This is a genomic window from Pseudomonas typographi (assembly GCF_014694385.1).
Classification (GTDB): Bacteria; Pseudomonadota; Gammaproteobacteria; order Pseudomonadales; family Pseudomonadaceae; genus Aquipseudomonas; species Aquipseudomonas typographi.
This window is the reverse complement of the sequence record NZ_JAAOCA010000006.1, coordinates 100,880-116,120: the sequence shown is the minus strand read 5'-3', so window position 1 is coordinate 116,120 and position 15,241 is coordinate 100,880. Positions and strand designations below refer to the sequence as shown.

Annotated in this window: 20 protein-coding genes and 1 pseudogene; 8 read left to right on the top strand and 13 right to left on the bottom strand. The window is 62.3% G+C overall.

The window, feature by feature from the left end; translation table 11 throughout:
* Positions 1-140 precede the first annotated feature (140 nt).
* The 6 genes from HAQ05_RS06250 to HAQ05_RS06225 form a co-directional block, all read right to left on the bottom strand.
* Positions 141-482 (bottom strand): HopJ type III effector protein, encoded by a 342-nt coding sequence (locus tag HAQ05_RS06250; protein WP_190418520.1) that lies wholly within the window; start codon positions 480-482, stop codon positions 141-143.
* Entirely contained in the window at positions 475-771 is a 297-nt protein-coding gene (locus tag HAQ05_RS06245; RefSeq protein ID WP_190418519.1) for a DUF1244 domain-containing protein, read from the bottom strand. Before HAQ05_RS06245 ends, HAQ05_RS06250 begins: the two co-directional genes overlap by 8 nt.
* Positions 768-1,160, bottom strand: a complete 393-nt coding sequence (gene folX / locus HAQ05_RS06240; RefSeq protein WP_190418517.1) for a dihydroneopterin triphosphate 2'-epimerase — start codon at positions 1,158-1,160, stop codon at positions 768-770. Before folX ends, HAQ05_RS06245 begins: the two co-directional genes overlap by 4 nt.
* A 29-nt stretch (positions 1,161-1,189) precedes the next feature.
* A complete protein-coding gene (gene folM / locus HAQ05_RS06235; protein ID WP_190418515.1) occupies positions 1,190-1,897 on the bottom strand; it encodes a dihydromonapterin reductase in 708 nt (235 codons plus the stop codon).
* 56 nt (positions 1,898-1,953) lie between these two features.
* The gene (locus tag HAQ05_RS06230) at positions 1,954-2,526 is read right to left on the bottom strand and encodes a putative antibiotic biosynthesis monooxygenase (protein WP_190418513.1); all 573 of its coding nucleotides are present in this window, start codon (positions 2,524-2,526) and stop codon (positions 1,954-1,956) included.
* Positions 2,527-2,941: 415 nt separating this feature from the next.
* A complete protein-coding gene (locus HAQ05_RS06225) occupies positions 2,942-3,547 on the bottom strand; it encodes a hypothetical protein (protein ID WP_190418511.1) in 606 nt (201 codons plus the stop codon).
* A 477-nt stretch (positions 3,548-4,024) separates the two neighbouring features.
* Here HAQ05_RS06225 and HAQ05_RS06220 point away from each other — a divergent pair, with 477 nt between their 5' ends.
* On the top strand, positions 4,025-4,498 hold the full coding sequence (locus HAQ05_RS06220) for a flavodoxin (RefSeq protein ID WP_190418510.1): 474 nt from the start codon (positions 4,025-4,027) through the stop codon (positions 4,496-4,498).
* A gap of 117 nt (positions 4,499-4,615) precedes the next feature.
* Here HAQ05_RS06220 and HAQ05_RS06215 read toward each other — a convergent pair whose 3' ends face one another.
* Positions 4,616-5,503 carry a LysR family transcriptional regulator gene (locus tag HAQ05_RS06215; RefSeq protein ID WP_190418508.1) on the bottom strand — a complete coding sequence of 296 codons (888 nt, stop codon included), beginning with the start codon at positions 5,501-5,503 and terminating at the stop codon, positions 4,616-4,618.
* Between the two features lie 100 nt (positions 5,504-5,603).
* Between HAQ05_RS06215 and HAQ05_RS06210 the strand changes: the two genes are divergently transcribed.
* Positions 5,604-5,984 carry a CidA/LrgA family protein gene (locus tag HAQ05_RS06210; protein WP_190418506.1) on the top strand — a complete coding sequence of 127 codons (381 nt, stop codon included), beginning with the start codon at positions 5,604-5,606 and terminating at the stop codon, positions 5,982-5,984.
* Complete coding sequence (locus HAQ05_RS06205; RefSeq protein WP_190418504.1) at positions 5,974-6,660, top strand: LrgB family protein; 687 nt, start codon at positions 5,974-5,976, stop codon at positions 6,658-6,660. Before HAQ05_RS06210 ends, HAQ05_RS06205 begins: the two co-directional genes overlap by 11 nt.
* A gap of 267 nt (positions 6,661-6,927) precedes the next feature.
* Here HAQ05_RS06205 and HAQ05_RS06200 read toward each other — a convergent pair whose 3' ends face one another.
* Entirely contained in the window at positions 6,928-7,734 is an 807-nt protein-coding gene (locus tag HAQ05_RS06200; protein WP_190418502.1) for a transglutaminase family protein, read from the bottom strand.
* Positions 7,735-7,877: 143 nt separating this feature from the next.
* Between HAQ05_RS06200 and HAQ05_RS06195 the strand changes: the two genes are divergently transcribed.
* On the top strand, positions 7,878-8,897 hold the full coding sequence (locus HAQ05_RS06195; protein ID WP_190418500.1) for a Glu/Leu/Phe/Val dehydrogenase family protein: 1,020 nt from the start codon (positions 7,878-7,880) through the stop codon (positions 8,895-8,897).
* Here the strand turns inward: HAQ05_RS06195 and HAQ05_RS06190 are convergent.
* On the bottom strand, positions 8,888-9,148 hold the full coding sequence (locus HAQ05_RS06190; RefSeq protein ID WP_190418498.1) for a YebG family protein: 261 nt from the start codon (positions 9,146-9,148) through the stop codon (positions 8,888-8,890). The genes HAQ05_RS06195 and HAQ05_RS06190 overlap by 10 nt on opposite strands.
* Before the next feature lie 141 nt (positions 9,149-9,289).
* On the opposite strand from HAQ05_RS06190, the gene HAQ05_RS06185 reads away from it, so the two are divergent.
* The gene (locus HAQ05_RS06185) at positions 9,290-9,790 is read left to right on the top strand and encodes a phosphate-starvation-inducible protein PsiE (RefSeq protein WP_190418497.1); all 501 of its coding nucleotides are present in this window, start codon (positions 9,290-9,292) and stop codon (positions 9,788-9,790) included.
* A 5-nt stretch (positions 9,791-9,795) separates the two neighbouring features.
* On the opposite strand, the gene HAQ05_RS06180 is transcribed toward HAQ05_RS06185, so the two are convergent.
* Both HAQ05_RS06180 and HAQ05_RS06175 read right to left on the bottom strand, forming a co-directional pair.
* A complete protein-coding gene (locus HAQ05_RS06180; RefSeq protein ID WP_190418495.1) occupies positions 9,796-10,143 on the bottom strand; it encodes a DUF3509 domain-containing protein in 348 nt (115 codons plus the stop codon).
* Between the two features lie 233 nt (positions 10,144-10,376).
* A pseudogene (locus HAQ05_RS06175) lies at positions 10,377-10,700 on the bottom strand (HPF/RaiA family ribosome-associated protein); the annotation flags it as partial.
* Between the two features lie 323 nt (positions 10,701-11,023).
* Between HAQ05_RS06175 and HAQ05_RS06170 the strand changes: the two are divergent.
* From HAQ05_RS06170 to HAQ05_RS06160, 3 genes are read left to right on the top strand one after another with little or no spacing between them, the layout of a single operon-like run.
* Positions 11,024-11,329, top strand: coding sequence for a DUF3649 domain-containing protein (locus HAQ05_RS06170; RefSeq protein ID WP_190418493.1), 306 nt, complete (start codon positions 11,024-11,026; stop codon positions 11,327-11,329).
* Positions 11,326-12,903: a PepSY-associated TM helix domain-containing protein gene (locus HAQ05_RS06165; RefSeq protein WP_190418492.1), complete on the top strand. Its 1,578-nt coding sequence runs from the start codon at positions 11,326-11,328 to the stop codon at positions 12,901-12,903. Before HAQ05_RS06170 ends, HAQ05_RS06165 begins: the two co-directional genes overlap by 4 nt.
* Entirely contained in the window at positions 12,903-13,235 is a 333-nt protein-coding gene (locus HAQ05_RS06160) for a DUF3325 domain-containing protein (protein WP_190418490.1), read from the top strand. Before HAQ05_RS06165 ends, HAQ05_RS06160 begins: the two co-directional genes overlap by 1 nt.
* On the opposite strand, the gene HAQ05_RS06155 is transcribed toward HAQ05_RS06160, so the two are convergent.
* Both HAQ05_RS06155 and HAQ05_RS06150 read right to left on the bottom strand, forming a co-directional pair.
* Entirely contained in the window at positions 13,232-14,209 is a 978-nt protein-coding gene (locus tag HAQ05_RS06155) for a 2-hydroxyacid dehydrogenase (RefSeq protein ID WP_190418488.1), read from the bottom strand. The two genes, HAQ05_RS06160 and HAQ05_RS06155, sit on opposite strands and share 4 nt — an antisense overlap.
* Positions 14,210-14,279: 70 nt before the next feature.
* Entirely contained in the window at positions 14,280-15,227 is a 948-nt protein-coding gene (locus tag HAQ05_RS06150; RefSeq protein WP_190418486.1) for a LysR family transcriptional regulator, read from the bottom strand.
* Positions 15,228-15,241: the final 14 nt, after the last annotated feature.

The window sequence follows — 15,241 nt, the reverse complement described above, 5'->3', positions numbered from 1 at the left end:
GGGGGTTTATTATTTACGCGATTTTGCGCGTTTAGCGGTCGGCCCCGAGCGCGATAGCGTGATTTCCCATGAGCCACTGTGCAACGCGCGCTAGCGGCCAATTTCACTGGGGCCGCTGGAAGCGCGCCCGAGACACGGTACTAGCCCTTACGCGTGAGCGCCTGGCCCTGGAAGCTGACCCCGGCCAGGCCATGAGCGATCAGTGCGCGAATGTTGCCATGGTCACTGCCTTCGGGCGTGGCTTTTACCGACCGGTAGTGTTCGCCAAAGGCCAACAGGGCTTCTTCATCGCTCAAGCCTTCGAGCAGGGCCATGGCCAAGGTTTTACAGGAACCTTCGTTGTGCCCGGCGGCATTGTTCACTGGGCCGTTGCTGAAGGCGGTAGCGGTGTAGCGGTAGCGCTCGGCGATGAACGCCAGGGTGTCGGCGAACAGGTTTTCGCCGCTGTTCAGGCTGGCGCGAAAGCTAGTGAGGTCAGCCATGTGGGTGCCCTTTGCTGAACGCGGTTTGCTGCTCGGCGCTGGCTTCTTTCTGGTATTGCGCCTTCCACTGCTCGTAAGGCATGCCGTACACGGTTTGCCGCGCTTGATCGAGCGAAAGCTCGATACCCCGGTCGTCGGCTGCGGCCTTGTACCACTTGGACAGGCAGTTACGGCAAAAGCCTGCCAGGTTCATCAGGTCGATGTTCTGCACGTCGGTGCGGGTTTGGAAGTGCTCGACCAGCCGGCGAAAGGCGGCGGCTTCGAGCTCGAGGCGTTGTTGGTCGTTCATGAGGGGCTCGTGGTGGCGGGCCGGCTGGCGGCCAGGGTGATCGATACCGATTCGGCGAAACGCAGCGCGTGGGGCTTGTCGACTTCGACTTCGGCATAGGTAACGGCGTCGTGGCGCATCACCAGGTCCAGTACTTCCTGGGTGAGGCGCTCGAGCAAGGCGAAGCGGTTGTCTTCGATGTGGGCAATCACTGCCTTGGTGATGGTGCGGTAGTTCAACGCATGGTCGATGTCGTTGTCGCGCACCGCTGCTTGGGCGCGATAGCAGATCGTCAGGTTGATCAACACATCCTGCTTGTTGAGGATTTCATCCTGGTTGATGCCGATATAGGTGCGCAGGCGCAGGTCCTTGACCCGGATGCGCGCCAAGCCTGGGTCCAGCTTTGCCATAGGTTGCTCCACTCGGTCGCTTGCCGCGGTTATTTCAGATGCCGCCCGCCATTGACGGACAACGTGGTACCCGTGATATAGGGCGTGTCGAGCAGGTAGCGCAGGCTTTGGTACACCACCTGCGCGCCAGGCTCCATCGCCAGTGCTGCCTTGGCGAGCGTTCGTTCGCGGTAGGCGGCATCATCGTGCTCGTTGAACATGATCATCGCCGGCCGCAGGGTATTTACCCGGATTGCCGGCGCCAGGCGCGCGGCAAACGATAACGTGAGGTTTTCCAGCGCCGCCTTGCTCGCGCAATAGGCAATGTGTTGCGCGCTTCCCTTACGGGTAACGTCGTCACTGAGGTGAATGATATCCGCTGGGCCGCCGTGGCGCAGCATCGCTTCACAGGCAAAGTTGATCAGGTAGGGCGCCTGCACATGCACAGCGAGCATTTGCTGCAAGGTGCGGGCCTCGTGCCCGGGTTGCTCGGGCAACCACGCCGAGGCGTTATGCACAATCGCCCGCAGGTGCGTGGTGGTGGCCTTGAGCGCTTCGATGAACGTGTAAACACCCGCCTCGCTAGAAAAATCCGCTTGCAGCACCGTGGCACCCGCTTCACGCAGCGGCTGCAACCCAGGGCGCGGGGTGCGGTAGGTGGCGATCACCGGTTGCCCCTCGGCCAGCAACTGCAACGCACAGTGCAGCCCGATACGCTGGGCGGCACCGGTAATCAGAATCGGCAGGGGTTCGGGCATGGGCGGCTCACACGGCAGTTGGCGGCAAAGCGAATTTATACCACCGCCCGCTGCCTTCAGCGAACCTGGGGTAACCCGTCGGGCACCGGGCGGGGGCGCGCCGGTGGGTTCAACCAGTTGGCCAACAGGCGCGTGGCCAGCGGGATGAACAGGCACACCATGATCGGCGTAAGCACCAACGTGCTGATCAGCACCCGCGGCAGCAAGCCGAACTGCCCGAGCCAGTCACCGAACAAAAAATTGAATGACAATGACACCGGAAAAAACGCCAGCCACACGGCCACCGATTGTTTCCAGCGAGGCGGGCGCGGCTGCCCAGGGTTGCCGAACCAGCCGGCGAGCCCTTGCGCGCGGTGTTCGCAAGGCTCTGCGAACAGCCCGTCGCCGCGTATCAGCCAGGCGCGGCGCGAAGCGGAATGCTCCCAGGCATATAAGGTGTTTTCACAGGCGAAACGAAAGATTATCTGGAATTCATCGTCACCGCTTGGTGGGGCGAGCACGCCAGAACCCAAGTAACCGGGAAAGTCGGTGGCCAGGCGTTCGCCTTCGTGCAACCACGCGAGCAGTTCGGGATAACGGCCTTTGGCCGCGCGGCGGGCGACCAGCAGGGTAACGGGTGACGTAGACATTGTGTATCTCCGTGTGCTGGCGAGCGCCCGGGTAGGGGCTCGCGAAAGGCACGGCTGGGGTGGTAGCCATGCGCTTGGTAAAACGTGCAAGTATTATTCCGAAAAAACCGCCAGCGTCCAGGGCCAGCCATTGGGCCTTTCTGGCGCCTGTGCCTCGGCACACTCAGGGTCCACCCCTCGGGTTTATAGGGCGTTAGGCTTTTGTGCAACCGTTGCGCCGCGGGGTGTTTCCGTCCGGCAAGCTTTGGCGCGGTCCTGGCAATGTTGCGCGCCAGAGGGCGCCATTAGCGGAATCTCGGCCATGGCGCACCGAAAGCGGGCACCGTTTACATTCCTGGTAGGGATATACGAGTTCGCCTTAATCCTGGGTGGCTCGCCCAAGGCGAGTGCCGGGCCTGGCGCCGGGCCACCTCGTTCAACCGGTATGCAGTTGCGGGTGCGACAGGCGGTGCTGTTGCAGGATGTAATAGCGTAGCCGCTCGGTTTCCTGCGGGTTGCACAGCGTCAACCGGTACGCCACTAGCCCTTCTGGCGTTTTGCGCTCTTGGGCGCCGCGTACGGCCACCGGCGCATAGCCTTCGGGGTTGAACCACAGGGCGAAGTGCTTCGGCGCCTTGGTACCGTTGCGCATCTGTACCAACACACCGTTGAAGGAAATTTCCACCACCCACAAATCGGTGATACGGCCCTGTTCGTCTTCCAGTGCTACCGGGTGCTTAAGCGCCAAACGCCAAGGCCGCAGCATAGGCCCATCTTCGTAGATGGTCGGTGCGCCGAGCTTGATGTGCTGGGCGTGGAATTCATCTTCGACCAATTGCAGGGGGAAACTCAGTTGCTGGTTTTCGAATTGCGCCTGGATCGTGACCTGCTCATTGGCCATTAGCCGGGTAAGTAGGTCTTTGATCTGGCTGCCGCCGTTCACCAGCAAGCTAGAGCTGGTGTCGCCCAGGCTCGGCTGGGTACGGTGCATGGTTTGAATGAAATCCAGCTCATCCTGGGTAAGGATCGCGTCGGGTTGCATGGCATGCTCGGGTCGGATATGTAACCGGCGGCACGGCGGCCCGCATCAGCGGGGGCGTGGCACCCATTGATATGGCAACCAATCGGTAACCGCATCATTACCGTCGATCGTTTTCAGGCCTTGCGGTACAACCATGACAATAGCACCATTAGGCGTGATTGGCCCGTTGCACCAGGGCCGGGTAACCCCGGCGAAGCTACCTGCGCCGTGGCCGTTGTAGCCATTATAGAAACATATCCCGTTCGGTGATGCTGTGTTGTACGGGTACGGATGTAATCACGGATGTAATCACCGATGTAATCACGCAGTGCTCATTTGTAGCCAGCAAACCCAAATGCGGATGCGCCCGCTTGATCGCCAATTTTCCCTTGCCTGGCTTCGCCCGAAAATTCTCCGTTCAGCGCCTAAAGCGCTGGCAGGGCGCGCTATCGATGGAACTGATAAACTGCCCCGCTTCGCATTGTTAGGGGTTCGCTCATGAAGCTCGTTGTCTTCTCTGGCACTGTTTATGGCGCCGCCGAAGAGGTGGCCCGCCACGCGGTGGCGCGGCTGCAACATGCCGGGGTGCAGTGCCAGTATTTCAACCGCACCCAGCTCAGTGAGCTACTGGCCGCCGAGCCGCAGGCCCTGTTGGCGGTCACCTCCACCACCGGCCTGGGCGAACTGCCCGATGACCTGGTTCCGCTCTACAGCGAGTTGTCCGCGCAATTACCCACTGCGCTGCGTGGCTTGCCAGGGGGCATCATCGGCCTGGGCGATTCAAGCTATGACGATTCGTTTTGCGGCGGCGGTGAGTTGATCAACGAGCTGTTCGAGGAGCTGGGCATTGTGCAATTGCTGCCTAGGCTGCGGCTGGACGCTTGCGAAACGGTCACGCCAGAAACCGACGCCGAGCCATGGATCGACCAATTTGCCGCAGCGCTGTTGCAATACACCAATGTGGCGCCTTAGACGCGCGCACAAGCAATGACGTGTGAGTTTCGCTGCCGGGCAAGGCGCCCTGGCGAGCCGTAGCAGGGCCATGGCGAGCAAATGGCCACGCCGCCCGGGGCCCGCAAGGCACCCCTACTAGAGCCGCCCCGGGCGCTCGTGGAGCAGCCTGAGCCAGGCCCGCGCGGGGGGTGACAGGTATGCGCCGCGCCGCCAAATAAAGACGATGTCCCAGCGTAAATCGGCCGGTTCGCTGAGCCTCAGGCGGATCACCCCAGGCCGCACCAGTGCCCGTGCCACCACGCTGGGCAACAGCACCACGCCCAGGCCCGCGGCCACCAGTGCGGCGAGAAAATCTGCCTGGCCGCTACGGCCGGCTTCGCGCGGAGTAAAACCGTAGCGCCGGCAGGCTTGCAACAAGCGGTCGTTCAGCACGAAGCTGCGCTGGTACAGCAAAAAAGGCGTGTTGGCGAGCTCCCCCAGGTTAACTTGCTGGTTGCCGGCCAATGGGTGGTCAGCCGGCAACAACGCATCCAACGGCTCATCGCAAAACGGCTGGAAGTCGAACTGCGGGTCGGAAGGCGTGAGGCTGCCGCCCAACTCCAACTCGCCATCCAGAATTGCCTGCTCTACCGCCAGCGTGCCACCTTCGCTGAGTTGGATCTGCACGTTCGGGTAGCGTTGGCGGTACTCGGCGAACAGGTTGGCGAACAGCTCGTTGCCGCCCATCATTGGCAGCCCGAGGCGTAACTCCCCCCGGGTCAGTTGGTGTAGGTCGTCCAACTCGTGGAGCAAGTCGTCGCGCAGCCGCAGCATGTGCTCGGCCCGCTGTTTGACCGCATGACCCGCAGCGGTCAGGTGTAAGTGCGAACCTTGGCGGTCGAGCAGCGTTACCCCCAGGTTCTGCTCCAACTGCGCCACCTGTTTGCTCACCGCCGATTGGCTGATGTGCAGCGTGGCCGCCGCCTGGGTGAAGCCGCCCCGGCGCACCACCTCGAGAAAGCTGCGTAGCTGCCGAAAATCCATCGCCTGGCATTCCATTTTGGAATTGCGGCCAGTCTAACAATTCGCTTCGGCACTGGCGAACGGGTTTGTACACTGCGAAGGTCGTTCGCGGGGGTGCCCAGTGAAAGCTTTGAACCGTTATGCCAGGGCAGTGGCCGAGTTGTTGGTGCTGTTCGCCCTCTATGCCCTGGGTACCTGGCTCGCCCAGGCGCTCGGCTGGCCCATTCCCGGTGGGGTGGTGGGGTTGGCATTGTTGTTGCTGGTGTTCGCGCTTAACGGGCTCAAACCTGCCCACCTGCAACTCGGGGCGGGGCTGTTGATGGCCGAGATGCTGTTGTTCTTTATTCCCGCGTTGATGAGCCTGCTGGACTATGGCGCGCTGGTGCGCCAACAGGGCCTGCGCATTTTGCTGGTGATCGCCATCAGCACCGTGGTGGTCATGCTGGTGACCGCCTTTACCGTTGATGCGGTGTTCCGCTGGAGAATGCGCCGTGACACTTGAGCCCATGCCGCTGGCTTGGTTGGGCCTGACGCTGTTGGCCTACCTGGGCAGCCGCTGGCTGTACCGGCGCACCCGTATCTACGTATTGTCGCCGTTGATTCTGGTACCGGCCCTGCTGCTGGCCATTGCGGCGCCACTGCATACCCGCTACGCCGAATATTCGGCCGACACCCACTGGCTGATGGCGGTGCTTGGGCCGGTGACGGTCGCCTTCGCGGTGCCGATTTGGCAACAGCGTGCATTGCTGGTAAGGCACTGGGCGGCCTTGTTGCTGGGCATGCTCGCCGGCAGCCTGGCCTCGATGCTGTCGTCATGGTGGTTGGCGCGCTGGCTGGCGTTGGACCCGGCCGTGGCGTTATCGCTGGTGCCGCGTTCGATCACCACGCCGTTCGCCATGCCGCTGGCTCGTGACTTGGGCGGGGTGCCGGAAATGACCGCCGTGTTCGTCATGTTCACCGGGGTGTTCGGCGCCATGCTCGGCGGCGTGTTGTTGCGCTGGCTACCGTTGCGCAGCCCGCTGGCGCGCGGTGCACTGTTCGGGGTGGGCGCACACGGTGCCGGGGTGAGCCGCGCCCAGGAAGTGGGCCGGGAAGAGGGCACGGTGGCAGGGTTGGTGATGGTACTGACCGGTTTGCTGAACTTGTTTGCAGCACCGGTGCTAGAGCGTTTTTTCTAGCAAAAAAAAGCCGCTGCGCACACAGCGGCTTAAGCCAGACGTTGACATTCGGAGCAACACACAACGCCATCGGTTCACCCAACTGCCATGCTATGCCAGTTCGCTTAAGGGGGGTTAAGCGGGGCGCAGCACCCAGTGGAGTGCGCGAAGGATAAAGAAGCGCGCCGGGGCGATAAATCCGTGGTGCCGACATTCACCCTTACGCCGCCGGTAACAGTTGTAGCCCTAGCACCGTAGTGCCTTTACCGGCTTACGCCGCTGGGCTGGTCAATGCACCGAACCGCCGGGGTGCGGCAACTGCTGCAAGCGGTCAGTCAGGCGTAAGCGCTGGATTGCGTCATCGCTGAGCAGCAAGGCCCGTTCGATGTCGAACCGTTCGGCCTGCGGGCAACCCAGCCTTTGATACAAGCTGGCGCGGGCCATATAGTCGCTGGCGTTGCCGGCGCCCAGTTCCACGACCCGTTCGGCATCCTTGAGCGCGGCAATCAATTGGTCATGCTGGGTATGCAATTGGCGCAGGTTGCGCGATAAGCGCTGAAGCATCTGTAAGGGCGTGGCCAGCGCCATGTGTTCGGCGCGCAGCGGCACCTGCGAACCGAATAAGCGGTTGAGCAGTTCGCGGCAGTCGGCCGGGTAAAGGCGCCGGCCACCGCACGGGTCGAGCAAATGGTCGGCACCGGGTACCTGCAACAAAAAATGCCCAGGAAAATTCACCCCCATCAGCGGTATGTTCAAGCGCCGGGCCAGCTCCAGCGCCAGTAGCCCAAGCGCCAAGGGTTGCCCGCGTTTGCGCGCGAGCACCTGGTTCATCAGCGCGGCCTGGGGGCGCAGTGGGTGGAAGTCGTCCTGCTGGTAGCCTAGCTCGTTCAACCGGCGCAGTAGCGGCTGGGCCAGTTCACGTGCCGGTAGCATGGGCAAGCCGACACTGACGCTCATGTGCAGGTCACGCATCTGCTCAAGCAACTGCGCAGGCGCTGCGGCCGGTTCATGCTCGGCGGCAATCCACAGCGCCGCTTCGAACGTCGCGCTCGGCTCACGGGCCAGGCAGGCCAGGCAGGCTTGGCGTGGATTCATAGGGGTCTCCGCGGTGAGCCGTGTTGGCCCGCATTGCATACTATTAACTGGGCGCCGGAAGATAGTCCAGCCCACGCCGATAAACGAAACGGCGGCGCCCACCTATACTTTGTGCTACTAGTCGACAGCGGGGAGCCTGGCCGATGTTCGCGCTCATGCAAGATGCCCGTGTGCAAAACCTGCAGGTGATCGTAGACCCGGCCAGCGGGCTGCGCGCGGTGGTGGCTATCCATGGCGGCCGCTACAGCCAAGCGGTAGGCGGCTGCCGCTTTCTGCATTATTCCGACGAAGCCAGCGCAATCGCCGAAGCGGTGCGCCTGGCCGAAATCATGAGCTTCAAGGCCGCCTTGGCCGGCCTTGACGTGGGCGGCGCGCAAGCGGTGATCATGCGCAACGCCCCCATCGAAAACCGCGCCACGCTGTTCGAGGCGTTCGGCTGCTTCGTTGAGCGCATGGGCGGGGCATACGTGGCGGCGATCGACAGCGGCACCTCCACTGAAGACATGGACTGCGTGGCTGTGCACACCCAGCACGTGACCTGTACGCGCGGCACTGGCGACACCTCGCGGCCCACGGCCGAAGGGGTGTTCTGCGGCATACGCGCTGCCGCCCTGGCCCGCTTGGGCAGCAGCGACCTGCAAGGCTTACGGGTAGGGGTGCAAGGCCTCGGGCATATCGGCTACACCCTGGCCAACCTGCTGCATGGCGCCGGTGCAGAGCTGTTGGCCAGTGACGTAGACCCAGGGCGGGTGCAGTTGGCAATCGAGCAGTTCGATGCGCGGCCGGTCGCTGCCGAGCGCATGGCCTGCACCCCGTGTGACATCTTTGTGCCCTGTAGCATCAGCACCGTACTTACGGCCCAGGCCGTGGGCCATTTGCGCTGTGCGGCCGTAGCCGGTTGTGCCAACGGCCAATTGGCCAACCTCACGGTGGCGGACCAACTGGAAGCGCGTGGGATTCTCTATGCACCGGATTACGTGATCAATGCCGGTGGTTTGATCCATGCCGCCTTGAGCCACCGGGGCGAGGGGCTGGCGCAGGTCAGCCAGTACCTGGAAGGCATCGGCAAGCGCCTGACCGGCATTTTTGCCCAGGCCCAGGCGCAACATCGCTCGCCGGCCCGGGTGGCCCAGGAAATGGCAGAGCGGCTGGTTTACGGTTGATCACCGGCCAGTAGCTCCGACAGCGCGTCGGGTTGGTTCTTGAATGCCCGCGCGAACACATCGCGGTGGCGCGCCATATAGATACCGGCGTCTTCCAACTGTTTGTCGTCCAAGCCTGGAACGGCCTTTTTCAACACCTCGGCGAGCAACTCGGCCAGCTCGAGCATTTTGTCATGACGGTCCGCTTCGGCTTTATCCATGAACAAACGCTCCGGGTCTCGGCTGCTGCGGTATACCACTTCGACGGCCATCTACCACCTCACATGCCTGGATGGGTCAATTTGAAAACACTGGCGTTTTATACAGTACCGGCCTGCGACAATCAAGCCCGTGCCTTTTTCCGCCGTGGGGGTATCTTAGGGGCCCGAACCGCTCTATCTTAAGGAAGCCTCATGAAACCGAACTGGGCCGACGCACTGCGTGAACAGGTGCATCATTACGCCGAGTCGCTGGGCAATCTGCTGGTCGAGAGTTTCCACTACTTGGCGCTGTTCGCCATCGGCGGGGTCACCGCCTGGGCGGCGGTGCTGGCGTTCTTCAGCATGCTCGATAAAGGCCATATCACGGTCGATGACATCCTGCTGCTGTTCATCTACCTGGAATTGGGGGCGATGGTCGGAATCTATTTCAAGACCAACCACATGCCCGTGCGGTTCTTGATCTACGTGGCCATCACCGCGCTTACCCGGCTGCTTATCTCCGACGTGTCGCACCACGGCCCGGCGGATGTGAGCGTGGTGTACGTATCCGGCGCGATCCTGCTGTTGGCATTTGCCATTTTGGTGGTGCGCTATGCATCAGCGCGTTACCCGTCTATCAAGATAGAAGGGCCGCGCAGGCGCGGGCAGGGCGGTAAAGAAGCGGTGGTGGAAATGGAGAAGGGCGAGATCTGAGCGGCTCAGATCCCCACGGCGATGCCGCTGCGCCCCTTGAACCAGTCGGGCCGTTTGGCTGCGGGCGCAGGCAGCGCAGGTGGGGTGGCGGCTTTCTCGCTATCGGTCATGGCGGTTAGCAGCTCGATGGCGCTGTCGCCCTGCTCGATGGCGATGCCGAACTTGATGCTGTCGATCAACCGCTTCAGGCGCTGGGTATCGTTGCGCTGGGCGGCGCTGATCATGCGCTTGGCAACCACGCCGATATCGTTCGACAACGTCAGCATGATGGTGCCGTCCAGGCCCTGGATGCTCAAATTCACCCGGTAATCGGGCTGGAACGCATCGCTGATGATTTGGAAGGGGTTGTCCATAGCTTCACCTGATTAGCAAGACTGCTCGTATTGACTGGGCATATTCACGATTAGTTCGACAGGCCCAGACCATTGGCGGGTCTTTTATTTCATTCCTTGTGCACGCCGCCCTTCGCTACACCCGGCAAACACAGCGAAGCAAGCAGCATGCCGAGTTTTCAAATGCTTACAAAAAAGGCGAGCATCACGCTCGCCTTTTTTTGATTGACCATTCGATCAATGTTCGCCTAAGCGGCAGTCGCCCGTCGGCTTTTCAGCTTGCCGAACTGATGGCTTAGTGCGTGTTCCAGCTTGGTCGCTGCACCGTCTACGGCGGTTTCCAGCGTAGGGGATTTGTGGCTGACCGAAATGGGCGTAAGGCCCTTGGCCCGCGCTTCGAGCTGGCAGCGTTTGTCGTGGGGGCCGGGCTTGTCGCCGTTTTCGTCGCGTAGATGCACCTCTATGCGTGTCAGGTCTTCTTCGAAGCGTTCCAGTGCGGCCTCAAGCGTGCTGCGGACCCAATGTTCCAGCCGGCTGCCGCCTTGGATGTGGTTATCGCTATTGACTTGGATATGCATGGTGTAGCCCTTCTTCAGGTTACGGAACAGGGTACCGGTGCCGCCAGGTGCAGGCGGTTTCCACTGGCCCTTGCACACAAGGTCGAACATGTTCGGGCCGATTTCAAGCGCCGGCGGCGATAAATATTTTACAGGGCTTTACTTGACGGAATGGCGATCGACGCCACGGGAAATGGGCATTGGGCCAGCATTTGCAGCGCACCCCCGCGGTGCGTAGGGCCCCGTTTTGGGCGGCGCTGAACGGCGGCGGCAAATTGGCCTTTGATTATGAGAATGTTTATCAATAAAATCTGCCGTCTACTCTTCAGCGGCTGCTCTGCCCCATGAAAACCAAAACTTCCGGCGTGCCATTAGCGTACCGCCTGGCCGTGACCTCGCGGGTGGTTGCGGCAGCCCTGGGCGGCTATGCCGTGGCAGCGCTGGCCAGCGTGTGCCTGGCCTGGGTGTTACCTATGGCCCAGGCCCAGGGCGTGATCACCAGCATGATGCTGGGGTTCGTGGTTTACCTGGCCGCGGCGCTGTGGTGCTTCGCCTGCCGTTCGGCTTGGCGGGCCTGGGCGGCTATGCTGGGCTGCGCGCTGGTACTGGGCGTGCTCGACGCCGGCCTTTATTGGGCGCACCTTCGATGAGAGAGGGTTTTCGCCAAGCCATGGCTTGGCTGCATACCTGGGCCGGGCTGCTGTTTGGGTGGCTGCTGTTCGCTATTTTTCTCACCGGGTCGCTGACGTATTTCCGCCAGGAGCTGAACCGTTGGGCCCATCCAGAGGTGCTGTACCAGCAGGCCGGCACCCCTGAAAGCCTGGCCAGCGCGCAGGCCTTCTTGGAAAAACACGCCCCAGGCGCGCCGAACTGGTTGATCATCGCCGCTGATGAGCGCTTGCCCGTGCTCACGCTTTATTACCGCCAAACCAGCGAAAGTGGCCGCGGCAGCCTCGTCGAAACGGTGGTCGACCCCCGTAGCGGCGAGGCCGTGCAGGCGCGTGACAGCCGCGGCGGTGAGTTTTTCTATCGGTTCCACTATGAGTTGGAAATGGGCTACCCGTGGGGGCGATGGTTGGCGAGCCTGGCAGCGTTCGTGATGTTCGTCACGCTGGTCAGCGGCATCATCACTCACAAGAAGCTTTTCAAGGATTTCTTCACCTTCCGGCCGGGCAAGGGCCAACGCTCATGGCTTGATGGGCATAACGCGCTCGGCGTGCTGGCATTGCCTTTCCACTTGATGATCACCTATAGCAGCTTGGTGATCTTTATGACCATGACCATGCCGGCCAGCATCCTCAGCCGCTATGACGGTAACACCCGGGCGTTTTTCAATGAGCTGTTCCCGGCCACGGCTGGTATGGGCGACACGGCCCAACGCCAGGCGCCGATGTTGCCGCTGCCAGCGTTGTACGCCCGTTACCTGGCGCTGGTGCCAGGGGGGCAAGTAGGTATGGTGTCGGTGGACAAGCCCGGCACTGCCAGCGCAACGGCCACCTTTACACCCAAGGTGGGCGCGCGGGTGGCCTACTTGCCCGGTGGCGGCGTTACGCTTAATGCCGTAGATGGCAGCGTGGTGCGTGGATTGGCAGCCGAGCCTGTGCCGCAACGGGTTGCCGGTGGTTTTTATGGCATGCACATGGGCCGCTTCGCGGGGCCCGTGTTGCGCTGGTTGTACTTCATCAGCGGCTTGGCGGCCACGGCGATGATCGGTACAGGCTTGGTGATGTGGCTGGGCAAACGCCTACTAAAACACGCCGGGGCCACGGTGCAGCCCTTCGAACTGCGCGTGGTCGGGGCGCTGAACCTGGCGGGTATGGTGGGGCTGGTGTGCGCGGTGGCGGCGTTCCTGTGTGCCAACCGCCTGTTACCGTTAGCACTGGCCGGGCGCGCCAGCTGGGAAGTGCGCGTGTTCTTCCTGGTGTGGCTGGCCAGCCTGTTGCACGCCCTATGGCGCCCCAATGGTGCCGGTTGGCTGCAGCAGTTGTCGGCCGCCGCGGCGATGTTGCTGTCGGTGCCAGTGCTTAGCCAATTCGCCACCAGCCGTGGCCTGGCAGTGACGCTGCCGCAGGGGGATTGGGCGGTGGCCGGGGTCGACCTGGCATGCGCGGGTTTCGGCTTGGTGCTCGCCTGGTTGGCCCGGCGGGTATGGCGCAGGGCCCTACAAGCAAGGGCTGAGCAGGCGCCGCCGCGTGCTGTGCGAATAAAACGGGAGGCCCATTGATGTTGGTTAGTGCGCTGTTGTGTTACGCAGGCTTCATGGCCCTGTGCCTGGCGATGCAAAAACACCATGCCAGCCTTGTCGGCCGCCAGGGTGCCCCAGGCCTGCTGCGCGCATTGCGCTGGGCCGGCTGGTGTTTATTGGGCCTTTCGCCCTGGCCGGCCATGGCCGCGCAGGGCTGGGCGTTCGGCTTGGTGCAGTGGTGCGCGGTATTGATGGCCAGTGCTGGCCTGCTGGTGTGGTTGTTGCCGTATCGCCCTCGCCTGGCCGTGGGCTTGGCCGGTGTGTGCGTGATTGCAGGGCCAGCAGGGGCGTTGTTGGCGGGCTTCGGTTAACCGCGTGCCAGGGCTTGCGGGTTGACCAGGTCCTGCGGGCGTTGGCCCTTGAGCGCGGCGGTGAGGTTGGCCACCGCTCGCTCGGCCATGGCCTGGCGGGTTTCGCCTGTGGCCGAGCCGATATGCGGCAAGGTTACGGCGTTGGGCAACTGCCACAGCGGCGACTCGGCCAGCGGCTCCTTCTCGTACACATCCAGGCCGGCGCCGCGGAGGGTCTTGTTGCGCAACGCCTGAACCAGCGCCGCTTCATCGACAATCGGCCCGCGTGCGATATTCACCAGAATCGCCCCAGGCTTCATCAGCCCCAGTTCGCGGTGGCTGATCAGATGCTTGGTGTTCTCCGACAGTGGCACCACCAAGCACACGAAGTCAGACTCTGCCAGCAACTCATCGAGGCTACGCATTTGCGCGCCCAGTGCTTGCTCCAAGGCGGGCTTGCGGCTGTTGCCGCTGTACAGCACGCGCATGTTGAAGCCCAAATGGCCACGCCGCGCCACGGCCGCACCAATGTTGCCCAGGCCGACGATGCCCAGGGTTTTGCCGAACACATTGGTGCCGAAATGCTCGGCACCAATGCTGGCCGTCCACTTGCCAGCCTTGGTCCATGCATCGAGTTCGGCCACCCGCCGCGCCGTGCTCATGATCAGCGCGAAGCCCAAGTCGGCCGTGCTTTCAGTGAGCACGTCGGGGGTGTTGGTCAGGAGGATGCCGCGCGCGGTGAGGTAGGCCACATCGTAGTTGTCGTAGCCCACCGACACGCTGGAAACCACTTCGAGTTTGCCCGCACTGGCCAGTTGCTTCTCTCCCAGGGGCCGCCCGGCGCCGATCAGGCCATGGGCTTGGGGCAGGGCTTCGTTGAATTGCGCCGCCACGTCCCCTTGTTTCGGGTTGGGCACGATCACGTCGAAATCCTGTTCCAGGCGTTCGACCATGTCTGGGGTGATGCGGCTAAAGGCCAATACGGTTTTTTTCATTGGGCGTCTCGTCGGTGGCGGCTCTAAAAGTAGCAACCTAACATTCTCGCTGTGCCCCGTGCCAGCTGCTTCAAACCGCGAAGTTCAGCTCATGGGTGCGCAAGTCCGCATCCTGCCCGGCGAGTATTTCCGGCAATGAACCACGCAGGTATTCGACCCACGTCTTGATCTTGGCATCCAGGTATTGGCGCGAGGGGTAGATCGCATACAGGTTCAGCTCTTGCAGGCGATATTCAGGCAGCATACGTACCAGCGTGCCGTCACGCAGGCCATCGATGGCGGCGTAAATCGGCAGCACGCCCACCCCCATGCCACTGCAGATAGCCGTGGTCATGGCATCGGCCGAGTTCACTTGGAACGGCGCGTTGCTGATATTGACCATCTCTTGGCCGTCCGGCCCGTCGAACAGCCACTTTTCCAGCTGTACCACGGGGCTTACCAGCCGCAGGCAAGCATGTTGCTTGAGGTCGCTCGGTTTACGCGCCACACCGTGGGCTTTTACGTAATCCGGCGATGCGCAGACGATGCTGTAGGTAATGCCCAGGCGTTGCGACACGAAGCCCGAATCTGGCAGCTCGCTGGCCAGCACGATAGACACGTCGTAGCCTTCATCGAGCAAATCCGGCACACGGTTGGCCAGGGTCAGGTCGAAGGTCACATCCGGGTGCGTTTTCCGGTAGCGGGCGATGGCATCGATCACAAAGTGCTGGCCGATACCGGTCATGGTGTGAACCTTCAATTGCCCCGCAGGGCGCGCATGGGCATCGCTGGCTTCCGCCTCGGCCTCTTCCACGAATGCCAGGATTTGCTCGCAGCGCATCAGGTAGCGCTTGCCGGCTTCGGTCAGGGCGATACGCCGGGTAGTACGGTTGAGCAGGCGGGTTTGCAAGTGGGCTTCAAGGTTCGATACCGCCCGGGAAATATTCGCGGTGGTGGTGTCTAGTTGTACAGCGGCAGCAGTAAAACTACCGGCCTCTGCTACACAGCAGAAGGCCCGCATGTTTTGCAGGGTGTCCATGGTTCACTCTCTTA

Coding starts and splice junctions, on each gene's coding strand:
- HAQ05_RS06200 (WP_190418502.1), bottom strand. CDS start 7,734: ATGAATCCACGCCAAGCCTGCCTGGCCTGCCTGGCCCGTGAGCCGAGC.
- HAQ05_RS06245 (WP_190418519.1), bottom strand. CDS start 771: ATGAACGACCAACAACGCCTCGAGCTCGAAGCCGCCGCCTTTCGCCGG.
- folM (WP_190418515.1), bottom strand. CDS start 1,897: ATGCCCGAACCCCTGCCGATTCTGATTACCGGTGCCGCCCAGCGTATC.
- HAQ05_RS06170 (WP_190418493.1), top strand. CDS start 11,024: ATGAAAACCAAAACTTCCGGCGTGCCATTAGCGTACCGCCTGGCCGTG.
- HAQ05_RS06215 (WP_190418508.1), bottom strand. CDS start 5,503: ATGGATTTTCGGCAGCTACGCAGCTTTCTCGAGGTGGTGCGCCGGGGC.
- HAQ05_RS06195 (WP_190418500.1), top strand. CDS start 7,878: ATGTTCGCGCTCATGCAAGATGCCCGTGTGCAAAACCTGCAGGTGATC.
- HAQ05_RS06165 (WP_190418492.1), top strand. CDS start 11,326: ATGAGAGAGGGTTTTCGCCAAGCCATGGCTTGGCTGCATACCTGGGCC.
- HAQ05_RS06160 (WP_190418490.1), top strand. CDS start 12,903: ATGTTGGTTAGTGCGCTGTTGTGTTACGCAGGCTTCATGGCCCTGTGC.
- HAQ05_RS06185 (WP_190418497.1), top strand. CDS start 9,290: ATGAAACCGAACTGGGCCGACGCACTGCGTGAACAGGTGCATCATTAC.
- HAQ05_RS06150 (WP_190418486.1), bottom strand. CDS start 15,227: ATGGACACCCTGCAAAACATGCGGGCCTTCTGCTGTGTAGCAGAGGCC.
- HAQ05_RS06225 (WP_190418511.1), bottom strand. CDS start 3,547: ATGCAACCCGACGCGATCCTTACCCAGGATGAGCTGGATTTCATTCAA.
- HAQ05_RS06190 (WP_190418498.1), bottom strand. CDS start 9,148: ATGGCCGTCGAAGTGGTATACCGCAGCAGCCGAGACCCGGAGCGTTTG.
- HAQ05_RS06155 (WP_190418488.1), bottom strand. CDS start 14,209: ATGAAAAAAACCGTATTGGCCTTTAGCCGCATCACCCCAGACATGGTC.
- folX (WP_190418517.1), bottom strand. CDS start 1,160: ATGGCAAAGCTGGACCCAGGCTTGGCGCGCATCCGGGTCAAGGACCTG.
- HAQ05_RS06230 (WP_190418513.1), bottom strand. CDS start 2,526: ATGTCTACGTCACCCGTTACCCTGCTGGTCGCCCGCCGCGCGGCCAAA.
- HAQ05_RS06250 (WP_190418520.1), bottom strand. CDS start 482: ATGGCTGACCTCACTAGCTTTCGCGCCAGCCTGAACAGCGGCGAAAAC.
- HAQ05_RS06220 (WP_190418510.1), top strand. CDS start 4,025: ATGAAGCTCGTTGTCTTCTCTGGCACTGTTTATGGCGCCGCCGAAGAG.
- HAQ05_RS06180 (WP_190418495.1), bottom strand. CDS start 10,143: ATGGACAACCCCTTCCAAATCATCAGCGATGCGTTCCAGCCCGATTAC.